General features: G+C 64.0%; 17 protein-coding genes and 1 tRNA gene. 5 read left to right on the forward strand and 13 right to left on the reverse strand.

What is annotated here, in order from left to right:
• Window positions 1-1,369 (reverse strand): IS21 family transposase (gene istA / locus NQJ30_RS12940; RefSeq protein WP_255770345.1); only part of this gene is annotated, 1,369 nt, incomplete at its 3' end.
• 351 nt (window positions 1,370-1,720) lie between these two features.
• Here istA and NQJ30_RS12945 point away from each other — a divergent pair.
• Both NQJ30_RS12945 and NQJ30_RS12950 read left to right on the forward strand, forming a co-directional pair.
• Window positions 1,721-2,215: an SRPBCC domain-containing protein gene (locus NQJ30_RS12945; protein ID WP_255770346.1), complete on the forward strand. Its 495-nt coding sequence runs from the start codon at window positions 1,721-1,723 to the stop codon at window positions 2,213-2,215.
• Window positions 2,212-3,600 carry an FAD-binding oxidoreductase gene (locus NQJ30_RS12950; protein WP_255770347.1) on the forward strand — a complete coding sequence of 463 codons (1,389 nt, stop codon included), beginning with the start codon at window positions 2,212-2,214 and terminating at the stop codon, window positions 3,598-3,600. The genes NQJ30_RS12945 and NQJ30_RS12950 overlap by 4 nt, the downstream gene beginning before the upstream one ends.
• A 114-nt stretch (window positions 3,601-3,714) precedes the next feature.
• Here the strand turns inward: NQJ30_RS12950 and NQJ30_RS12955 are convergent, their stop codons facing one another.
• The 4 genes from NQJ30_RS12955 to NQJ30_RS12970 all read right to left on the reverse strand — a co-directional run bounded on the left by NQJ30_RS12955 (window position 3,715) and on the right by NQJ30_RS12970 (window position 8,938).
• A complete protein-coding gene (locus NQJ30_RS12955) occupies window positions 3,715-5,133 on the reverse strand; it encodes a DUF4032 domain-containing protein (protein ID WP_255770348.1) in 1,419 nt (472 codons plus the stop codon).
• Window positions 5,134-5,291: 158 nt separating this feature from the next.
• Window positions 5,292-6,374, reverse strand: coding sequence for an ABC transporter ATP-binding protein (locus NQJ30_RS12960; RefSeq protein WP_255770349.1), 1,083 nt, complete (start codon window positions 6,372-6,374; stop codon window positions 5,292-5,294).
• Between the two features lie 241 nt (window positions 6,375-6,615).
• On the reverse strand, window positions 6,616-7,446 hold the full coding sequence (gene otsB / locus NQJ30_RS12965) for a trehalose-phosphatase (protein ID WP_255770350.1): 831 nt from the start codon (window positions 7,444-7,446) through the stop codon (window positions 6,616-6,618).
• Window positions 7,436-8,938, reverse strand: a complete 1,503-nt coding sequence (locus NQJ30_RS12970; RefSeq protein ID WP_304664105.1) for an alpha,alpha-trehalose-phosphate synthase (UDP-forming) — start codon at window positions 8,936-8,938, stop codon at window positions 7,436-7,438. The genes otsB and NQJ30_RS12970 overlap by 11 nt, the downstream gene beginning before the upstream one ends.
• A gap of 180 nt (window positions 8,939-9,118) precedes the next feature.
• Here NQJ30_RS12970 and NQJ30_RS12975 point away from each other — a divergent pair, with 180 nt between their 5' ends.
• Window positions 9,119-10,009 (forward strand): DsbA family protein, encoded by an 891-nt coding sequence (locus NQJ30_RS12975; RefSeq protein ID WP_255770351.1) that lies wholly within the window; start codon window positions 9,119-9,121, stop codon window positions 10,007-10,009.
• A 179-nt stretch (window positions 10,010-10,188) separates the two neighbouring features.
• A tRNA-Thr gene (locus NQJ30_RS12980) sits at window positions 10,189-10,265 on the forward strand.
• A 4-nt stretch (window positions 10,266-10,269) separates the two neighbouring features.
• Here NQJ30_RS12980 and NQJ30_RS19070 read toward each other — a convergent pair.
• From NQJ30_RS19070 to NQJ30_RS13010, 6 genes are read right to left on the reverse strand one after another with little or no spacing between them, the layout of a single operon-like run.
• On the reverse strand, window positions 10,270-11,223 hold the full coding sequence (locus NQJ30_RS19070) for a PDR/VanB family oxidoreductase (RefSeq protein WP_255770352.1): 954 nt from the start codon (window positions 11,221-11,223) through the stop codon (window positions 10,270-10,272).
• 1 nt (window position 11,224) lies between these two features.
• Entirely contained in the window at window positions 11,225-12,022 is a 798-nt protein-coding gene (locus tag NQJ30_RS12990) for an amino acid ABC transporter ATP-binding protein (RefSeq protein ID WP_304664106.1), read from the reverse strand.
• Complete coding sequence (locus NQJ30_RS12995) at window positions 12,019-12,969, reverse strand: amino acid ABC transporter permease (protein ID WP_255770353.1); 951 nt, start codon at window positions 12,967-12,969, stop codon at window positions 12,019-12,021. The genes NQJ30_RS12990 and NQJ30_RS12995 overlap by 4 nt, the downstream gene beginning before the upstream one ends.
• A 12-nt stretch (window positions 12,970-12,981) precedes the next feature.
• On the reverse strand, window positions 12,982-13,911 hold the full coding sequence (locus tag NQJ30_RS13000; protein ID WP_255770354.1) for an ABC transporter substrate-binding protein: 930 nt from the start codon (window positions 13,909-13,911) through the stop codon (window positions 12,982-12,984).
• A 52-nt stretch (window positions 13,912-13,963) separates the two neighbouring features.
• Window positions 13,964-14,410, reverse strand: a complete 447-nt coding sequence (locus NQJ30_RS13005) for a hypothetical protein (protein ID WP_255770355.1) — start codon at window positions 14,408-14,410, stop codon at window positions 13,964-13,966.
• A gap of 2 nt (window positions 14,411-14,412) precedes the next feature.
• A complete protein-coding gene (locus tag NQJ30_RS13010) occupies window positions 14,413-15,441 on the reverse strand; it encodes a Rieske 2Fe-2S domain-containing protein (RefSeq protein WP_255770356.1) in 1,029 nt (342 codons plus the stop codon).
• A gap of 207 nt (window positions 15,442-15,648) precedes the next feature.
• Here NQJ30_RS13010 and NQJ30_RS13015 point away from each other — a divergent pair, with 207 nt between their 5' ends.
• Complete coding sequence (locus NQJ30_RS13015) at window positions 15,649-16,308, forward strand: GntR family transcriptional regulator (RefSeq protein WP_255770357.1); 660 nt, start codon at window positions 15,649-15,651, stop codon at window positions 16,306-16,308.
• 107 nt (window positions 16,309-16,415) lie between these two features.
• Here NQJ30_RS13015 and NQJ30_RS13020 read toward each other — a convergent pair whose 3' ends face one another.
• A complete protein-coding gene (locus NQJ30_RS13020; protein WP_255770358.1) occupies window positions 16,416-17,087 on the reverse strand; it encodes an alpha/beta hydrolase in 672 nt (223 codons plus the stop codon).
• A 106-nt stretch (window positions 17,088-17,193) separates the two neighbouring features.
• Entirely contained in the window at window positions 17,194-17,541 is a 348-nt protein-coding gene (locus NQJ30_RS13025) for a hypothetical protein (protein WP_255770359.1), read from the reverse strand.
• Window positions 17,542-17,682 lie beyond the last annotated feature (141 nt).

Below are 17,682 nucleotides of genomic sequence, written 5' to 3' on the forward strand. Positions count from 1 at the left end.
CCTGGAGTGCGGCGTCGCCGAGGGCGCGGTCGACCTGGTCGGTGCCGGCGATTTTGGCCAGCGTGACGGCTTCCGCCATTTTCACGTTCATCCGTGCGGTCCCGGCCGCGGCGGCCTCGATCAGCCAGGTCCTGGCTCCTTCGCCGATGGCCAGGAACGCTGCCTCGTCCGCGCTGCGGGCCCTGACCTCGTAGTCGCCGGGGACCTTTGCCCGGGTGCCGGGGAAGTGGTCATCATTGATGGCGGGGCTGCCGGGCCGTGCCCGCCCGTGGCGGGCGACTTCGACCGGCCCGGCGGTGCCGTGGTGGACGATGATGACCTGCTCGTCCGGTCCGGTCCCGTGGGCGCGGACAAACACCCGGGCCCCGAGCAAGTGGGCCGGGAGCGAGTATTGGCCGTTTTCGAAGGTGACCATCGGGGTGTTCTCCGGAACGGTGCGGGCCAGCCCGAACGCGACCGTGTGGGCGGTGTCCGGGATCCGGTGCAACCTGGGAGCTTCCTCGGCGAGCACCGCCGCGGGTTTGCGCCGCGTCACCCGGTGCTCACGGTTATTCACCTCATCCATGAACGCCAGGCAGGCCGCCTCGAGTTCGGCGAAGGTGCGGTAGTCGCCGCGGAGGTTGGTCTCTTTGGGCACGAGGTCGGCTTTGGCGAGTTTCACGGACGCTTCGACGCCGCCCTTGGTCGCCGGGTCTGCGGGCTGGCAGGTCAGCACCGTGATTCCGTAGTGCCGGGCGAAGTCCAGGGTCTGCTGGTTCCGGACCGGGACGCCGGCGACATGGGTAGTTGTGACGGTTTTTTCGTTGTCCGTCAGCACGTAGGTCGGTGCCCCGCCCAGGATCCGGAAGCACCGGTCCAGGGCCGCGAACACGCTCGGCACCGTCCGGTCCCGCAGCGGAATCACGATCCGGAAACGGGAGAACGCCAGCCAGGCCACGAACAGGATGGTCTTGACCCCGCCGATCCGAGGGCCGTCGCCGAAGTCGTACTGCAGCCACATCCCCGGCTCGGTGATCCAGGGCCGGTGAACGCGGGTATGGCCCAGCCGCCACGCGGCTTTAACCTGTGCGATCGCGCGGCGGGTGGACCGTTCCGAACCCGTGTAACCCAGAGCGAGGAGCTTCTCGTGGGCCTTATCGGCCCGGATCCGGCCCTTGGATCCTGCGATCCATTCCTCAATCTTGGGCAGAAACGCGTCGGTCACCCGGCCGCGGGCCGCGGGTTCCCCGATCGGCCGGCCTGCGTCGCGGGCCTGGACGTGTTTGGCAACGGTGTGGTGCGAGCAGCCCGTGAGCTCCGCAGTGGCGCGCAACGACCCGGTCAGATCGTAGGCAGCAAGAATTTCCATGATTTCTCCGTCAGACTTCATACAGGGCCTCTTCCTGGTTCGCTTTTGGTGCGCTTAGACACCGTCATCAAACCCCAGGGAGAGGCCCCCACCGCTTAAGACGCGGTCGGTTCAGTAAGGAAGTGGGCAGATCTCATGGCCACCGGCGGGCAGTTTTACTGGCCGTCAGTGGGCACTTTCGTGGCCGCCTATGGGCAGTTTTTCATGGCCGCTAACACCCCCGCCGGCACACCGCCACCGCGCACCGCCCTCGAACACCCACAACAACCGCGAGAGCGTCCCCCCGAAACCCGCAACAACCGCGAGAGCGTCCGGCAATAACGTGCGGCAACTGAGAGAGCGTATGGATGGGGCCGCGTAGAGTTGACGTCCATGGACAACCTTTTCAGTCACCCGGATGACGTCGCGCCCGTACCTTCGGACACAGCGGAGGGCCTCGACCCGGTGGTCTGTACGGTGACGGTACCCGGCCCGGTGGCGCAGGCGTTTGCCGGATTTACGGATCACACCCACCTGTGGTGGCCGCTTGAATCCCAAGGAGTCTTCGGGGCGGGTTCGTACGTCGAGTTCGAAGAGAACTTCATCATGGAAACGGCTGACGACGGCAGGACTGCGGTCTGGGGCACTATCGATGACTGGCAGCCGCCGCTGTCCTTCCACGCCTCCTGGTATCCCGGAACCACCGCCTTGTGGTCAACCGAGCTCAGGCTGGCCTTCAGGGCGATTCCGGACGGCACTGAAGTGCGCTTGGTACACGACGGCTGGGAGGGAGCCGAAGACCCGGCCGCCGCTCGGGCTTCCTATGTCGCCGGCTGGCCCCAGGTGTTGGACCGATTCGTCAGGTTCATGGGCGGGACCGGTAAATGACCGCGGACAGCCGCGTGGGCAGCCTGGTGTCGGATCTGCGGAACGCCGTCGGCGCCGAGCAGGTCAGCACCGAACAAGCGGTTCTGGAAGCCTACGCCGTGGACCAGGCCCCCGTCCTCGACTTCCAACTCCCTGCGGCCGTGGTCTTTGCCCGGTCGGTGCCGGACGTGCAGGCAGTGATCCGGTTGTGCAGCGCGCTGGGGGTTGCCGTTGTGGCCCGCGGCGCCGGGACCGGCGTTTCCGGCGGAGCGCACGCGAGCAGGGGCTGCATTGTCCTGTCACTGGAACGGATGAACCGGATCCTGGACCTGAACGCCGACGACGAGACGGCCGTCGTCGAACCCGGCGTCATCAACGCCACCCTCAACGAAGCCGCCGCCGGTCACGGCCTGATGTATGCGCCGGATCCGGCGAGCTTCCGCACCTCGACGATCGGTGGCAACGTCGCTACCAACGCCGGTGGCCTGCGCTGCGCCAAATATGGCGTGACCAGGGACTCTGTTCTTGCGCTGGACGTGGTGCTGGCGGACGGCTCCTTGATCCACACCGGCCACCAGACCTTCAAAGGCGTGGCCGGCTACGACCTCACGGGCCTGTTTGTTGGTTCGGAAGGGACGCTGGGGATCGTCGTCGGTGTGACGGTCCGACTCAAGTACCTGCCCCGCGACGTACACACGATCGCCGCGTTTTATCCGGACTTCAGGCAGGCCGCTTCCGGGGTGCTGGCCGTTGGCCGCGCCCGGGTGCAGCCGGCCATCATGGAACTGCTCGACGGCGGCACGCTGGCCCAGCTGGACGAACTGCACGGCTCGGACCTCAGTACCCGGGGCGGCTCGCTACTCCTGATCCAAACGGACGGATTCGGCGCCGCGGCGGAGGCCGCCGTCGTACGTTCTGTCCTGGCAGCCGGAGGAGCGCTGGTGAGTACGGAGGCCACGGCGGAAGCCGAGCGCCTTGTGGAACTCCGCCGGAACAGCAGGGGCGTGGAAGTGGACGACCAGTACCGCGTAGGGGAGGACGTCGCGGTGCCGCGTTCCCGCCTGGTGGACTACGTGGCGGCGCTCGAAGCGCTGGCGGCCAAGCATCTGGTGAAGCTGAAGGTGGTGGCCCACGCCGGGGACGGCAACCTGCACCCCACCTTCTGGATCGACCGAGTGGATAGCGCCGTCGACGCGGACGCCATGGCCCGGCTGAACCTGGCCCTGGATGCCTCTGTGGCCGCGGCGCTGGAAATGGGCGGCACCATCACCGGGGAGCACGGCATCGGCCAGTACAAACTGCGATGGCTGGGCATGGAACAGCCGGAGCCGGTCCGCGAACTACAGCGCCGGATCAAGGGACTTTTCGATCCGGCCGGCATCCTGAACCCGGGCAAGGCCATCTAGGGGCACCAAGCAACTGGGTAGCAGCAGGTGTCGTTCCGGGCGCTCATAACGTCATCTACTGCTACCCAGTTGCTTTTTAACACAGGCGCGCTAAAGTTCCCCGCCGGGTGCGGGCTAGTCGTCGACGTCGGGGTACTCGTCTTCGGACTCGTCCTCCCCGTACCGGGACTCCTCATTCTCCACTTCGAGGATCTTGAGCATTGCCGTGTCAGGGTTGAGCATGATGGCGGCCTCGTCGCGGCGGTGGCGCAGGACCGAATCAATGTAGGACTGCACAGCCTCCGCGAGCGGGATGTGGCGGGCCTGTTCCTCGGACATGTACCAGCGGTGCTCCAGGACCTCGTGGACGGCCTCAGCGGGCTCCAGCTTGCGGGACAGGTCGCGGGGGATGGAACGGACGATCGGTTCGAACACCTGGCTGACCCACAGGTGCGCGCTGTATTCCTCATCCATCCCCGGGTTGTTGTCCGCCCGGAAGGTGTCCATATCATTGAGCAGGCGCCTGGCCTGGTTTTCCTGGGCGTCCAGGCCGGTAAGCCGCAGCAGCCGGCGCATGTGGTGTCCGGCGTCGACCACCTTGGGCTGGAGCTGGATGGTGGTCCCGTTCTGGGTGGTCTTGATGGCGTATTCCTCGACGTCGAAGCCGAGCTCGTTGAGCCGCCGGATGCGTGCTGCCACGCGCCACCGCTCGCCGAGCTCGAAGGATTCCTTCTCGGTCAGTTCGGCCCAGAGCCGGCGGTAGCTCTCCATAATGAGTTCGCTGGTGGCCACGGGGTCCACCTTCTCCTCGATCAGGCCGCCGTCCAGGAGGTCCATCAGTTCACCGGCAATGTTGACCCGGGCGATTTCGAGATCGTACTCGCGCTGGCCCGTGGACAGGTCCGGGTACAGCTCGCCCGTCTCGGCGTCCACCAGGTACGCCGCGAACGCGCCGGCGTCACGGCGGAATAGTGTGTTGGACAGCGAAACATCGCCCCAGTAGAAGCCCACGAGGTGCAGCCGCACCATCAGGAGCGCCTGGGCGTCGATGAGCCGGGTCAGCGTGTCCTTTCGCAGCATCTGGGAAAAGAGGGCGCGGTATGGCATGGAGAACTTCAGGTGGCGGGTGACCAGCACCGGGTTCAGCGGCCGGCCGTCCAAGGTGGTGCGCCCGGTGATGACGGCCACCGGGTCAACGCACGGGACATCAAGGCGGGCCAGCTTACGGAGCATGTGGTATTCGTGCCGGGCTATGTGCTCGGACGTTTCCTTGATGGCGATGACGGAGCCGCCCAGGTGTGCGAAACGCACAATGTGCCGTGAGATACCGCGGGGGAGGGCCGCGAGGTTCTCGGCGGGCCAGTCCTCCAAGGCGACGTGCCAGGGCAGATCAAGGAGTTCTGGATCCGCGGCCGCGGCCGTGATGCTCAGCGAACTTGAGACCGCGGCGAGTTTGGAGTCGTTGGCGCTTGCCGCCTCGAACCGGGGCAGTTTGCCCACCTGCGCGTAGTCGGTGGGCTCGTCGTGCCACTGGGCGCTGTTTTCATCGGTCATGAGTCAATTCTTCCGTACATCAGGGGGCCAGGGGCAAAATGCCCGCAACGAACGACGGCGGCCCTCCCGTTGTGGGGGAGGGCCGCCGTCGTTCAGTGGATCTCGGGCCCCAGCCGGTGGGGAGCCGCTGTCACCGGGTGGTCAGGGCGCCGGGGTGGTCAGTCGCCCAGGCGCAGGCCGGTCTTGGTGTCGAACAGGTGCACGTGGCCCGACTGGGGACGGACGTAAATGGCCTCGCCCTTCATCGGAGGGCGGCGGCCGTCGACGCGTGCCACGATGTCGTGGTCCTTGCCGTCCAGCGTGGTGTGGCCGTAGACATAGGCGTCGGCGCCGAGTTCTTCAACAACGTCAACTTCGACCTTCAGGCCTTCGCCCTGCGGTGCGGCTTCAAGGTCTTCCGGACGGCTGCCCAGGGTGACGGTGCTGCCATGGGCTTCCTCGAGGACGTTGCGCGGCACGGGGTAAACCGTTCCGCCGAACTGGACGCCGCCGTCGACCACGGGCAGTTCAAGCAGGTTCATGGCCGGTGAGCCGATGAAGCCGGCAACGAAGACGTTCTTGGGCTTGTCGTACAGGTTGCGCGGGGTGTCCACCTGCATCAGCAGGCCGTCCTTCAGCACTGCGACTCGGTCGCCCATGGTCATGGCCTCGACCTGGTCGTGCGTGACGTAAACCGTGGTGACACCCAGTCGGCGGGTGAGGGACGCGATCTGCGTACGCGTCTGGACACGGAGCTTGGCGTCCAGGTTGGAGAGCGGTTCGTCCATGAGGAAGACCTGCGGATTACGCACGATGGCGCGGCCCATGGCAACACGCTGGCGCTGGCCGCCGGAGAGTGCCTTCGGCTTGCGGTCCAGGTACGGCTCAAGGTCAAGAAGCTTGGCTGCTTCGCGGACGCGCTCGGCACGCTCCTCCTTGGAGACGCCGGCGATCTTCAACGCGAAGCCCATGTTGTCCGCAACAGTCATGTGCGGGTAGAGCGCGTAGTTCTGGAAAACCATCGCGATGTCGCGGTCCTTCGGCGGAACGTCGGTGACATCGCGGTCGCCAATCAGGATCCGGCCGGCGTTGACGTCCTCGAGGCCTGCGAGCATGCGCAGGGAGGTGGACTTACCGCAACCGGAGGGTCCAACGAGGACCAGGAACTCGCCATCGGCGATTTCAATGTTGAGCTTGTCAACAGCGGGCTTCTCTGTGCCCGGGTACAGACGCGTAGCGTTATCAAAAGTAACTGTAGCCACAGTTATCAATCCCTTCACCGGCAGGTACGTGCCGGACGATCCGTAGTGAATGGTTCATGTAATTCAGTTATTCACGGCATTGCAGCCGTGTACTCCCCGGCCGAAGCTGTGCCGACACGGGGAGTATCGCGTGACGCCGCACGGTTCTGTGCGCCACATCACAACCAAGAGTATGTCAGACGACTTGCTTATTGTTGCAAATGTTACGGAGGTCACATGTGAGGTTGGGCATGCTGTCCTGTCAGTCGGCGGCCGGGCCCTCCTCGGCGACCACCAGGCTCCGCTCCTGCAGCAGCGCCTCCAGGAGCTCGGCCACGTGAACCGGCGCCTCCACCCGGAACTCCGCCTGGGTGAAGTCCAGGCCGACTTTGACGCCCACGTCCCCGGGCTCAAGGCGGGCCAGGGCGTCCTCGTCCGTGACGTCATCGCCAGCGAAAAGGACCGCGGTGGCCCCTGTGATCTGGCGCAGGAACGTCAGGCCCTCCCCCTTGGAAGCGTTCACCACGGAGGTTTCCAGGACGCGTTTGCCTTCCTTCAGGAAGACACCTTTGCGGTTCTGGAGGACCGAACGGGCTGCCGCGACCGCGTCCTCGGCAACATCGTCCTCAGCGAGCCGGGTGTGCAGGACCACGCCGGCGGGCTTGTCTTCGAGGAGCGTGCCCGGGGCCTGCTCCACGATGTCCTCGAGGACACCGCGTACCTGGGCAAGCAACAGGCGCTGGCCCTCATCCAGTGTCAGCTCCGCGGAGCCGGGGCCCAGCCAGGCCTCGGCCCCGTGGCTGCCGATCAGCAGAGTGTTCACCGGCGGCGAAGCCACCGCGCGCAGCGAGGCGAGTGCGCGGCCGGACAGGAGTGCCGTCGTCGTGCGTGGAAGGGCCGCCAGCCCGGCAAACGCGGTGGCTGAGCGCGGAAGGGGACGGGCATCCCCGGCGCGGTCGACGATCGGTGAAATGGTGCCGTCGAAGTCCAGGGCCACCAGGAGATGTTCAGTCCGGGCGATGCGGCGCACGGCCTCCCGGAGTTCCGGGGACAGGGCGAGGGGTTCCTTGGCGGGGCGGCTGTCAGGAGTCATCGCGGACAACCTTTTCGTTCAGGGCGGCGAGGAAATCGGCTGACCAGTGGTCGACGTCGTGCTCGAGGATCTGCTTGCGCATGGCGCGCATGCGGCGCGCGGCGTCCCGGGGTGACATGTTGACGGCGCGCATGATGGTGTCCTTCAGGCCGTCGATATCGTGCGGGTTGATCAGCAGGGCCTGCTTCAACTGGTCCGCCGCGCCGGCAAACTCGCTGAGCACCAGGGCGCCGTCGTTGTCCTTGCGGGCGGTGACGTATTCCTTGGCCACAAGGTTCATCCCGTCCCGGAGGGCGGTCACCAGCATGACGTCGGCGGCGAGGTACAGCGCCACCATTTCCTCCACGGGATAGCTGTGGTGCAGGTAGCGGACGGCCGTGTTCTGAATGGTGTCGTACGTGCCGTTGATGTGGCCGACCTTGCCTTCGATCTCTTCGCGCAGGAGCCGGTACTGCTCCACCCGTTCCCGGCTGGGGCTGGCCACCTGGATCAGCGTGGCGTCGGTTACGGCCAGCTTGCCCTCGTTGAGGAGCTCTTCAAAGGCCTTGAGCCGGTGCCGGATGCCCTTGGTGTAATCGAGCCGGTCAACCCCCAGGAGGATGGTCTTGGGGTTGCCGAGGTCCTGGCGGATCTGGCGGGCGCGCTCGATGATCTCCGGTTTGTGGGCCAGTTCGCTGATCTGGGCCACGTCAATGGAGATGGGGAAGGCCTGGGCCCTGGCGATGTGGGTGATTTCGCCGTCGGCCCCCTTCACATGCACCTGCTGCTGTTTGACGCTGGCACCAAGGAACCGGCGTGCGGACCGCATGAAGTTCCCGGCGTCACTGGGACGCTGGAAGCCAATGAGGTCGGCGCCCATCAGGCCGTCGATGATGGCCTTGCGCCATGGCAGCTGGGCGAAAATTTCCGGCGGCGGGAAGGGAATGTGGTTGAAGAACCCGATCTTCAGGTCCGGCCGGGCTTCGCGGAGCAGCCTCGGCACAAGCTGCAGCTGGTAATCCTGGACCCACACCGTGGCGCCCTTGTCCGCGTGGTGTACGACGGCGTCCGCGAACCTTTGGTTGACCTTGCGGTACACGTCCCACCAGGTCCGGTGGAACTCCGGCGGGGCGATCACGTCGTGATAGAGCGGCCACAGCGTGGCGTTGGAGAATCCCTCGTAGTAGAGCTCGACGTCGTCCGTGCTCAGCTGGACCGGGACCAGGTCCATGCCGCCGTGGCTGAACGGCTTGACGGTTTCATCGGGAGCGCCGTGCCAGCCCACCCAGGCGCCGTCGGTCTTGGTCATCATGGGTGCGAGGGCCGTCACCAGCCCGCCGGGGGAGCGGCGCCAGCCGGAGCCGTCGTCGCCGCTCTCGCCCGGCGTGCTGCGGTCAACGGGCAGCCTGTTGGACACCACCATGAAGTCGTACTTTGTGGGCGCCCTGTGGCTGTGCGAGTGCGGGCCTTCTTCTGGTGCGCCTGTGGGTTTTTCTTGGACGGGTGTTTGCATTGCGGCCCCCTGGGGTTGCTTGTGCCTTTAAGCCACCTTAATAGGATGGGTACGTTGGGGCCATTCGTGCGTTGGATTTCAGGCCCTGATACTTGAAAAGGCAAGCTCTCAGGTTTCTGTCCTAAAATGGGCGGAGTCGCCACAGAGTGGTCCCCCTATGTCGATCGACCCTAGGAACACATGAGCCCCGCAAATGAAATACGTAAGTCCAAGGCTGAGCGCACTTCGGAGGCGCGCGAGAAGGCCCGCCTGATCCGGGAGGCACAGGTGAAGAAGGACAAGCGCAACAAGATGCTGATCGGCTGGGGCATTGTTGTAGCTGTGGTGGCCATCCTTGCGGTGGTGGCCCTTGTGGTGACCACAACCATGCGCCAGAACGCCCCGATTGCCGACCAGGGACCGACGCCGGCCAACGGCAATGTCAACGGCGGCGTCACCCTGCTTGCCAACACGGACGTCGTGAAGCTGGATCCGGCCACCGTGGACGCCGCTTCCGTGGGGGATGCGCCGCAGAATCCCCCCGCCGAGGTAGTAGCGCCGGGAGCCCAGGCGGAAGCCGGCAAGCCCGTCAAAGTGGTCCTGTACGTTGACTTCATCTGCCCGGTTTGCAAGAACTTCGAAGCTCAGTACAACGACCAGCTGACGTCGCTGCGCAACGAGGGCAAAATTTCGGTCGAATACCGGGCCCTCGGCTTCCTGGACAGCCGGTCCTCCACCAACTACTCCTCGCGCGCGGCCAATGCAGCGGCCTGCGTTGTCAACGAATCCCCGGAAAAGTACGCGGAATTCGTTGATTCGCTGTTCGCCAAGCAGCCGGCCGAAGGCTCAGCGGGTATCTCTGACAACGACCTGAAGAAGATGGCCACGGACATCGGTGCCAAGCCCATTGACACCTGCGTCGATGACAAGACCTACCGCCCGTTCGTGAAGTTCACTACCAAGCAGGCCACCGCCATCGGCGTGACCGGCACACCCACCGTGTTCGTTGACGGCCAGCAGTGGGGCAAGGGCGCCAGCGCCCAGACCCCGTTCCCGGACTTCCTGCAGGCTGCGATCGCCGCAAAGGGCTGATCTGCCTGGGTTTCTGAAGATACAAAGATGGCCCGGCCCCGGATTCACTCCGGGACCGGGCCATTTTTTGTGGTCATTTCAGCGTCTGATTGGCGCCGGGGACGCCTCATTTTTACGAGCGGGCGGAGTTGGGCTAACCTTATCTAGCGCCGTTCAGGCGCACACCCTTCATAGGGTGCGCCTCCTTAGCTCAGTTGGCCAGAGCACCGCTCTTGTAAAGCGGGGGTCGTCAGTTCGAATCTGACAGGAGGCTCCACGGGTCAGAGATCCAAAACCAGCCTGGCGCCGCGGCAACGGGAAACACAGATCATCATGGTGGTCCCTTCGTCGCGTTCTTGGGGCGAAAGCAGCGTGTCCCGATGATCGATTTCTCCGCTCAGGACGGGTGTCTCGCACGTACCGCAAATGCCTTCACGGCAGGAGCTGACCGGATTGACGCCCGCCGATTCCAACGCTTCGAGAATGGACAACTCCGGCGGGACGGGCACTTCTGTTCCGTCGACCAGCTCGACGACGAACGTTGAGTTGGGCTGGACAGTGGCTGTCCCGGCGGGGCCAAGTGAAAACCTCTCGCAGTGGAGGGCTGCCGGATCGGCCCATCCGTGCGATGCCGTTTCAAGAGCGTCAAGGAGTTTCTGCGGTCCGCAAGCATAAACCGCCGTGCCGGAGGCGAGCTGGTCTACGAAGTCGATCAGGGGGTATGGTCCGGAATCCTCGCTGGTGTGGATCCGAGCGTTGTCCCCGAACGCGTTGATTTCGCTGACCAACGCCATGGAGTTCCGGGAACGGCCGAGGTAGACCAGATCCCAAGGGATTTTCTGTTGGACAGCGCTCCGGATCATGGACACAAGGGGTGTGATGCCGATGCCTCCGGCGATGAACAGGTACCGCTTAGCAGGGCGCAGAGGGAAGTTATTGCGGGGTCCCCGGACCTGGATTTTTGTGCCGGGTTTCAGTTCGTCGTGGACGTAGGCTGAACCGCCCCTCCCTTCGGACTCGCGAAGCACGGCGATGCGCCAGCTGCGTTCTTCCGCCGGGTCCGAACAGAGCGAGTACTGGCGAACCATGCCGTTGGGAAGCTGAACATCGACGTGTGCGCCTGGCTGCCAGCGGGGCAGGTCGTGTCCTAGAGGGTGTTCCAACGTGAGCGAGACGACATAACGGGACTGACGGTCCACAGAGCGGACCACAACATCAAAGAATCCCTTCTCCACGTCAGTTCCCTGCCTTGTCCGAAAGGACTGAGGCCAGGAAGGCTTTTGTTCGTTCGTTCGCCGGACGGGTGATCACATCGCGGGCAGGCCCTTGTTCGACCACATAGCCGCCATCCATAAAGACGACGCGGTCGGCGACGTCCCGCGCAAAGTTCATCTCATGGGTCACCACGATCATGGTCATCCCGGACAGGGCCAGGTCCTTCATGACCCTTAGTACTTCCCCCACCAGTTCGGGGTCCAGGGCTGATGTCGGCTCGTCGAACAGCATCAGCTTGGGCTCCATGCATAATGCCCTGGCAATCGCGACGCGCTGCTGCTGGCCGCCGGAGAGCTGGCGCGGGTAGGCGTTGGCCTTATCACTCAACCCCACCTTTTCGAGCAGATCCAGGGCGCGGGCCGTCGCAGTCGCTTTCTTTTCCTTCCGGACCAAACGCGGCGCCTCGATCAGGTTTTCCAGAACGGTCATGTGGGGGAACAGGTTGAATTGCTGGAAGACCATGCCGATGTCCATGCGCTGGCGGCACGCGTCGCGGTGGTTTTGTTCGTGGAGCCGGGTGCCTTTGAGGTCGTAGCCCACAATGGTCCCGTCCACCCACATCCGGCCGCCATCCACTGTTTCCAAGTGGTTGATGCAGCGCAGGAACGTGCTCTTCCCTGACCCTGAGGGGCCGATGAGGCACACCACCTCGCCGGGTGCGACTTCCATGTCGATCCCCTTGAGGACTTCGTTACCTGCGTAGCTTTTGTGGATTGAATTCGCTCTGACCATTGGTTCAGGCGCCGTGTGGGCCGTCATCGCGGACCGCCTTTCAAGGAGCTGCCCTTCAGCGCCAGGGCATCATGTGTGCGGAAGAACCTACTAAGCTGCTGAAGTGGCGTGGGCGGCAGGCTGCGCTGGTTGCCGCGTGCGAACCTGCGCTCCAGGTAGTACTGGCCGATGGTGAGGATGGAGGTGATGAGGAGGTACCAGAGGCTGGCAACGATAAGCATCGGAATGGTCTCAAACGTCCGGGCGTAGATGACCTGTGCCGAGTACAAGAGTTCGGGAACTGCTATGACGCTGACGAGCGAGGTCGATTTGAGCATGCCGATGGTTTCGTTGCCTGTAGGAGGGATGATGACGCGCATGGCCTGGGGCAGTACGATGCGCCGAATGGTCTGCAGGCGGGTGATGCCCAACGCCTCGGCAGCCTCTATCTGCCCGTTATCCACCGATAGGATTCCGGCCCGGACGATTTCCGACATATATGCGCCCTGGTTGAGTCCAAGGCCCAGGATGGCCGCAGTGAGGGGGGTTATGAGCTGGTTTGCGTCCAGCTCGACGCCCGGAATGCCGAGAGTGATGACGGGGTACAGTGCAGCCAGATTGAACCAGAACAGCAGTTGGACGAGCACCGGGGTTCCGCGGAAGAAGCTGACGTAGGTGAACGCAGCGGTACGCACCACAGGGTTGGGTGAGAGCCGCATGACGGCGAAAACCACTCCAAGAAGTGTCCCGATGATCATGCTCGTCGCGGTCAGTTCAAGGGTGACGATGATCCCCTGGCCGATGGAAGCTGCACTGAGGTAAGTCATGACCACATCCCAACCGAAGTTGGCATTGGTCAGCACCGACTGCAGAAGCAAGCCTCCGATGAGCGCGATCACGGCGGCAGAAGCCCAGCGCCCGGGGTGTTTGGCCTTGACGACCGTGTACTCGTCGCCGGTAGCCTGCGCGGCGAGCTGCGGTGTTGTTGTTGTCATGAACATGTCCGCCTACTTTTGCGCCAGCACGTCAGCCGTGACCAGGACGCTGGCGGGGACGCCCCACTTCTCGCTGATCTCCGGGTAGTGTCCGCTCTTGAGCACTTCCCGCACAGCCTCTGTAACTGCTGCCTTGAGACCGGATCCCTTGTTCAGCGCAAGCCCAATCGGTTCCGGGTTGTAGTCGTTACCCTCGGCCAGCACGAACTTGTCGTTAGCATGCTTGCCTTGATAGGAGAGCGTGACACTGTCCGCGACGACGCCGTCCACGCGACCGGAGACGAGGGCGAGATTGGCATCGGACTGCCCGGGGAAACTTTGGATGTCGACGGCCGCGTTGCCCGCCTCGATGCACTTGGCAGAGAACGCGGGCAGAACTTCCATTGCCTGGATGGAGCCCTTTTGCGCGCCAAGGGTCTTGCCGCACATCGTCAGGAAGTCCATGGTGATCCTTTTGGGGTTTCCCGCCAGCACGGCAACTCCGGAGCCGCTGCTGATGTATTGCACGAAATCAACGATCTTTTCGCGCTCGGGCGTTACGGAGAAAAAGGAGGCGGCCATGTCGTACTTGCCTGAGGCCAGCCCGGGCAAGATGGTGTCAAAGGATGCGGCGACGTGCTCGACCTTCAGTCCCAATGCCGCCCCCACTGCATCGGTGAAGTCAACATCCCAGCCGATCATAGTCTTGTTGTCCGTATCGAAGTACTCAAACGGCGCGTAGGTGGGATCCGATGCAACCCGGAGGACCCCCGCGCTGCGGTAGTTCTCGGGGAGAAGACCGCGGGCAGTGTCGTTAGCGGGTACAGCCGGGCTGCCCGGTGCACGTCCGGAGGCCCCGGCGGGGTTTTGCGGGGCGGCCTCTGAAGCTGCAGTGCAGGAGCTGGCGGACAGAGCCAGCGCTATGGCTCCGGCGAGAATGAGGGGAATGCGGTGGTGGCTCATGGTGATACCTTTCGACGCTGAAACGTATGTGGACCCGGCACAAGTCGGGCGGTCAGGGGACCCATCGGAGGACTTTGGCGCGCAAGGGGGAGAGGGTGATGACCTGCACGGCTGATTCGCCGGCGGTCAGGGAGAGGCGTATCGACTCCTGGTCTTCACCTTCGACGATGAAGGTGTCGCCGGGCCTGAGCCATCGTTGCCAAGGCCCGTCTTCAGCGGAGACCAGCGCCTCACCGGAAAGACCGGCCATCACGATCTGCTCACCGGCACCGCGATGGACGACGCCGGTGTAGTTGCCTTCATAGCGTGTGCTGCGGGAATTTATGTGGGCAGGGTTGGCCGTGACAGCTGCAAACGGTTCAGCCGTTGTCTCGTCGAGCTCGACCGTCCAACGCCAGGGATCCCCGCGTTCGGCAGAGTCAGGGTTGGCGGCAAGGATGCGGGCCCCGGATGATGCTCTGACGGCGCCGACGTCGTTGGCCCGGATAAGCATCCACATGCCTAGCCCCTCCCTTGGCCGGCGGGTACCCGGACAGTGTCTGCGGCGAAAGCCTGCTGTTCCTTACGAAGCAGCGCTGAAAGGATGCGCCGGGCCTTGGCTACCCCGCCGTCCTGGGCGATGAGCACATCGTGTTCTCCGGATGGCCTGGTGCCCATGCCGATCTCCTGGGCCTCAAGGGCGGCGGCGTCCTCGTCCAGGACGGTGCTGAGCCCCACCCGGAGATCCTCGGTGGCCTGGGCATTGTGGACGGCAAAGTTGCGGCTGAAGGCGTAGTAGTACCAGCTGTTGTGCTCGTCTATAGGGGTGATGCCGTTGAGCACCTTGATCAGGAAGCCTTCTTCCCGGGGCCGGCCCTCGCCCGTGATGCCCGAGTGCAGAACGTGCAGGTTGGGTACGAAGAATTCTGTGCAATGGAACCGGTCGAAGAGGCCACGCGCATCCATGGTCTCCGCGTAGAGGGGAGGGGCCTCCACCGAGGGCATCAGGCGGTCAACGCTGACGACGTTGCCGTCGACTTCAACCGTGATGCCGTGCTCGTAGATGTAATCGTCACCGACGGTGGTCTGGTGCAGGAATGATTCGTGGGTAAGGTCCAGGAGGTTGTCGTGGATGAGGTCCGCGCGGCACTTGAAGTGGTACGAATGCGTGACGGTGGCCCATTCCGGGTCGACCATCCAGTGTGTGTCCGGGATCAGCGTTGGGTCGGCCAGTGCAGCGTCGCCCGTCCAGAGCCAGATCCAACCGTCTTTCTCGACCAGCGGATACTTGCGTACCCGGGCGCGCTCCGGGATAGAGGTCTGAGCCGGGACGCGGGTACAGGCACCATCAGGCCCGTAGGTGAAGCCGTGGTAGCCGCACTCGACGGAGTCGCCGACGGTTCGCCCTTCGGAAAGGGGGAAGGCCCGGTGGGCGCACCTGTCAGCCAGGGCCACCGCCTCGCCGTCCTGGGTCCGGAATAGGACGATTGGCTGTTCACAGATGACGCGGCGTACAGGTTTGCGCGAAACGTCCGCAGACCACGATGCCACGTACCAAGTATTCAAAACGAACATCTTTGTTCTCCTCAAATTTGACTGTATACAGTGTATTCAGAGGGTCAGAAAGCGTCAAGGGTTTCTTCTGGAAGATCGCAGGGGATCAAAAGTCGCCGCCGCGCGGCCCCTGCGCAGCGCCTCCGGACCATTCGAATCGTGTGGTTCATGTCAAAATTGCAGGAAACTGAAAGCAGAGGTTCCATGGCCCTACAACCGAAGGATCTCCGGCCACTGGCCGAGCGGGTCTATGAACAGATCACCGCCGACATCGCCACTGGCCGCATCATGTCCGGGAGTGCTTTGGTTCAGGAGCAGGTGGCTGCCCAGTACGGCGTATCGCGCACTCCGGTCCGGGACGTACTTACGCGCCTGACGCTGGAAGGGTTGACTACGCTGGTGCCGGGGCGTGGTTACATCGTCAACCAGCTCGACGAACGCGAAATCGCGGACGTTTTTGACGTTCGGTACGCCCTTGAGGCTTTGGCCGTCCAGCGTGCGTGCGGGCACTACACGCCCCAGCAGATTCTCCGGATGAGCGGCCTGACGGAGGAGACGGCCATCATCGACCCTTCGGATAATCTCGAATTGTTTCGGCTGGGCCAGGCATTCCACCTGGCGCTCGTGGAACCGGCGGGAAACAGTTTCCTGCTCAGCGTGCTGACGTCGGTCTGGAACCATCCCATCCAGAAGCGCATCACCATGACGTACAGGCAGGGCGCCGATTACCAGAAGAAGGTCGTGGACGATCATCGTCAAATCTTGGCGGCGCTGAAGACGGGGGATGCTGCCCGGGCAGTCGACCTGCTGCGTCACTGCCATGACGTGACTGACCCCACCCGCTCCCAGCTGCCGGAGGCCTGAAACACGCCCAGGCCGTCCGCCAGCCGACTTCAGCCCGTCATGCGGCAGGCGTCTGCCGACCAGCCCGGCCGTTGCTTCAACGGCGGGCCGCTCGCTGCGGGCGCCCGTCAGGCGGCCGGGGATCCCGTAGCGCTGATCCAGGTCCCGATTTCACTCAACGTCTGCGCTGAAATCTGGTGTCCGCCGGGGTCGCGGCGGGTGCGGACGCTCGCGCCAGACTCGGTGGTCAAGTACTCCCAGGTCCGGGCGAGGAGCTCAGCCGGGATGACCCGGTCCTGCTCCCCGTGCGCGACCAATACGGAAACGCCGGACAGCCTTTCCGGCGTCACCGGCACGCCCGCGTCGAACGGCAGGGTGCCGTACAGGATGGCCGCTCCCGCGAAGCGCTCCGGATCATCCAGGACAAGGCCGCCGGCAAACGCGGCGCCGCCGCTGAAGCCCACCAAAATGACAGGCCGGCCCGCCACGGCGTAATCATCGAGCCAGCGCCGGAACCACGCCATTTGTTCAGCAAGGGATTCGGCAGTTGGCCTGCCGATGCCCCGGTTGGCAAACCACGCATAGCCATGGCCCTCCCCGATCGGAGCACGAACAGCGGCGTAGGCGAATTCCGGCGGCAGGTGGCTTGCCAGGCTGAGGATTTCGCGCTCATTGGAGCCACGCCCGTGGAGCAGCACTACCAACGGTGCCGACGGTTCGGTCGACCCGGCCGTCGCCACAACATGCGGGGTGCTCGGCGAGGTAAGGCCGGAGGCGCCGGGGTCAGCGGGGAGGTTCACGTGTATTCCTTAGGCAAGGGGCCGGGATCGGTTAGTTGAAGATACAACTATTAGATCGCCTGCAAGGAGAACTGTCAAGGGGCCTAATCTCAGGTGCGTCCGGACCTCACTGCGAATCCATGAGTTCCAGCAGTTTCTTTGCCGCATCCCGGATATCATCGTGCCCGTGCTGAGCGGCCCGGCTTTCCAGGGAGATGACGGCGCAGCGGTGAATCTTCTTGAAGTCGCCGAACGGGAAGCTCACCCTCCCCTTGGTGCCGTCGGATCCTTCATCATCGCGGCCCAGATGCCACTCGGCGAATGCGGCGAAGCCGTGCTTTTCGATGTATTTGTTCTCGTCATCCGCAGAGGGGGCGTGTTCGCTCCAGTCGTCACGGACATCGTGTTCAACTTTTCCACTCTCGATCAGCTTGCGAGCGTGCGTGAACGCTTTGCGGTTGAGTTTGGCGGCCATGGTGCCCTCCTGCGGGTTCAGTGTGGAATGCCGGCCAGTTCAGCGTAACGCCGTGGAAGGCAGCATGATCTGTCAGTTTGCCCACACTATTGCCTAAGTAGTGGGGCTATGACCTAAACTGCTTCACTGAGGCGCCTGAAA

The sequence above is a fragment of the Pseudarthrobacter sulfonivorans genome, assembly GCF_024391045.1.
Lineage (GTDB): Bacteria > Actinomycetota > Actinomycetes > Actinomycetales > Micrococcaceae > Arthrobacter > Arthrobacter sulfonivorans_B.

Bases quoted from the DNA above. Each gene is read 5' to 3' on its own strand.
- NQJ30_RS13025 (WP_255770359.1), bottom strand. From the start codon at position 17,541: ATGGCCGCCAAACTCAACCGCAAAGCGTTCACGCACGCTCGCAAGCTG.
- NQJ30_RS13005 (WP_255770355.1), bottom strand. From the start codon at position 14,410: ATGTGGATGCTTATCCGGGCCAACGACGTCGGCGCCGTCAGAGCATCA.
- otsB (WP_255770350.1), bottom strand. From the start codon at position 7,446: ATGACTCCTGACAGCCGCCCCGCCAAGGAACCCCTCGCCCTGTCCCCG.
- NQJ30_RS12970 (WP_304664105.1), bottom strand. From the start codon at position 8,938: ATGCAAACACCCGTCCAAGAAAAACCCACAGGCGCACCAGAAGAAGGC.
- NQJ30_RS12995 (WP_255770353.1), bottom strand. From the start codon at position 12,969: ATGACAACAACAACACCGCAGCTCGCCGCGCAGGCTACCGGCGACGAG.
- NQJ30_RS12975 (WP_255770351.1), top strand. From the start codon at position 9,119: ATGAGCCCCGCAAATGAAATACGTAAGTCCAAGGCTGAGCGCACTTCG.
- NQJ30_RS12990 (WP_304664106.1), bottom strand. From the start codon at position 12,022: ATGACGGCCCACACGGCGCCTGAACCAATGGTCAGAGCGAATTCAATC.
- NQJ30_RS12955 (WP_255770348.1), bottom strand. From the start codon at position 5,133: ATGACCGATGAAAACAGCGCCCAGTGGCACGACGAGCCCACCGACTAC.
- NQJ30_RS13000 (WP_255770354.1), bottom strand. From the start codon at position 13,911: ATGAGCCACCACCGCATTCCCCTCATTCTCGCCGGAGCCATAGCGCTG.
- NQJ30_RS12950 (WP_255770347.1), top strand. From the start codon at position 2,212: ATGACCGCGGACAGCCGCGTGGGCAGCCTGGTGTCGGATCTGCGGAAC.
- NQJ30_RS13015 (WP_255770357.1), top strand. From the start codon at position 15,649: ATGGCCCTACAACCGAAGGATCTCCGGCCACTGGCCGAGCGGGTCTAT.
- NQJ30_RS12945 (WP_255770346.1), top strand. From the start codon at position 1,721: ATGGACAACCTTTTCAGTCACCCGGATGACGTCGCGCCCGTACCTTCG.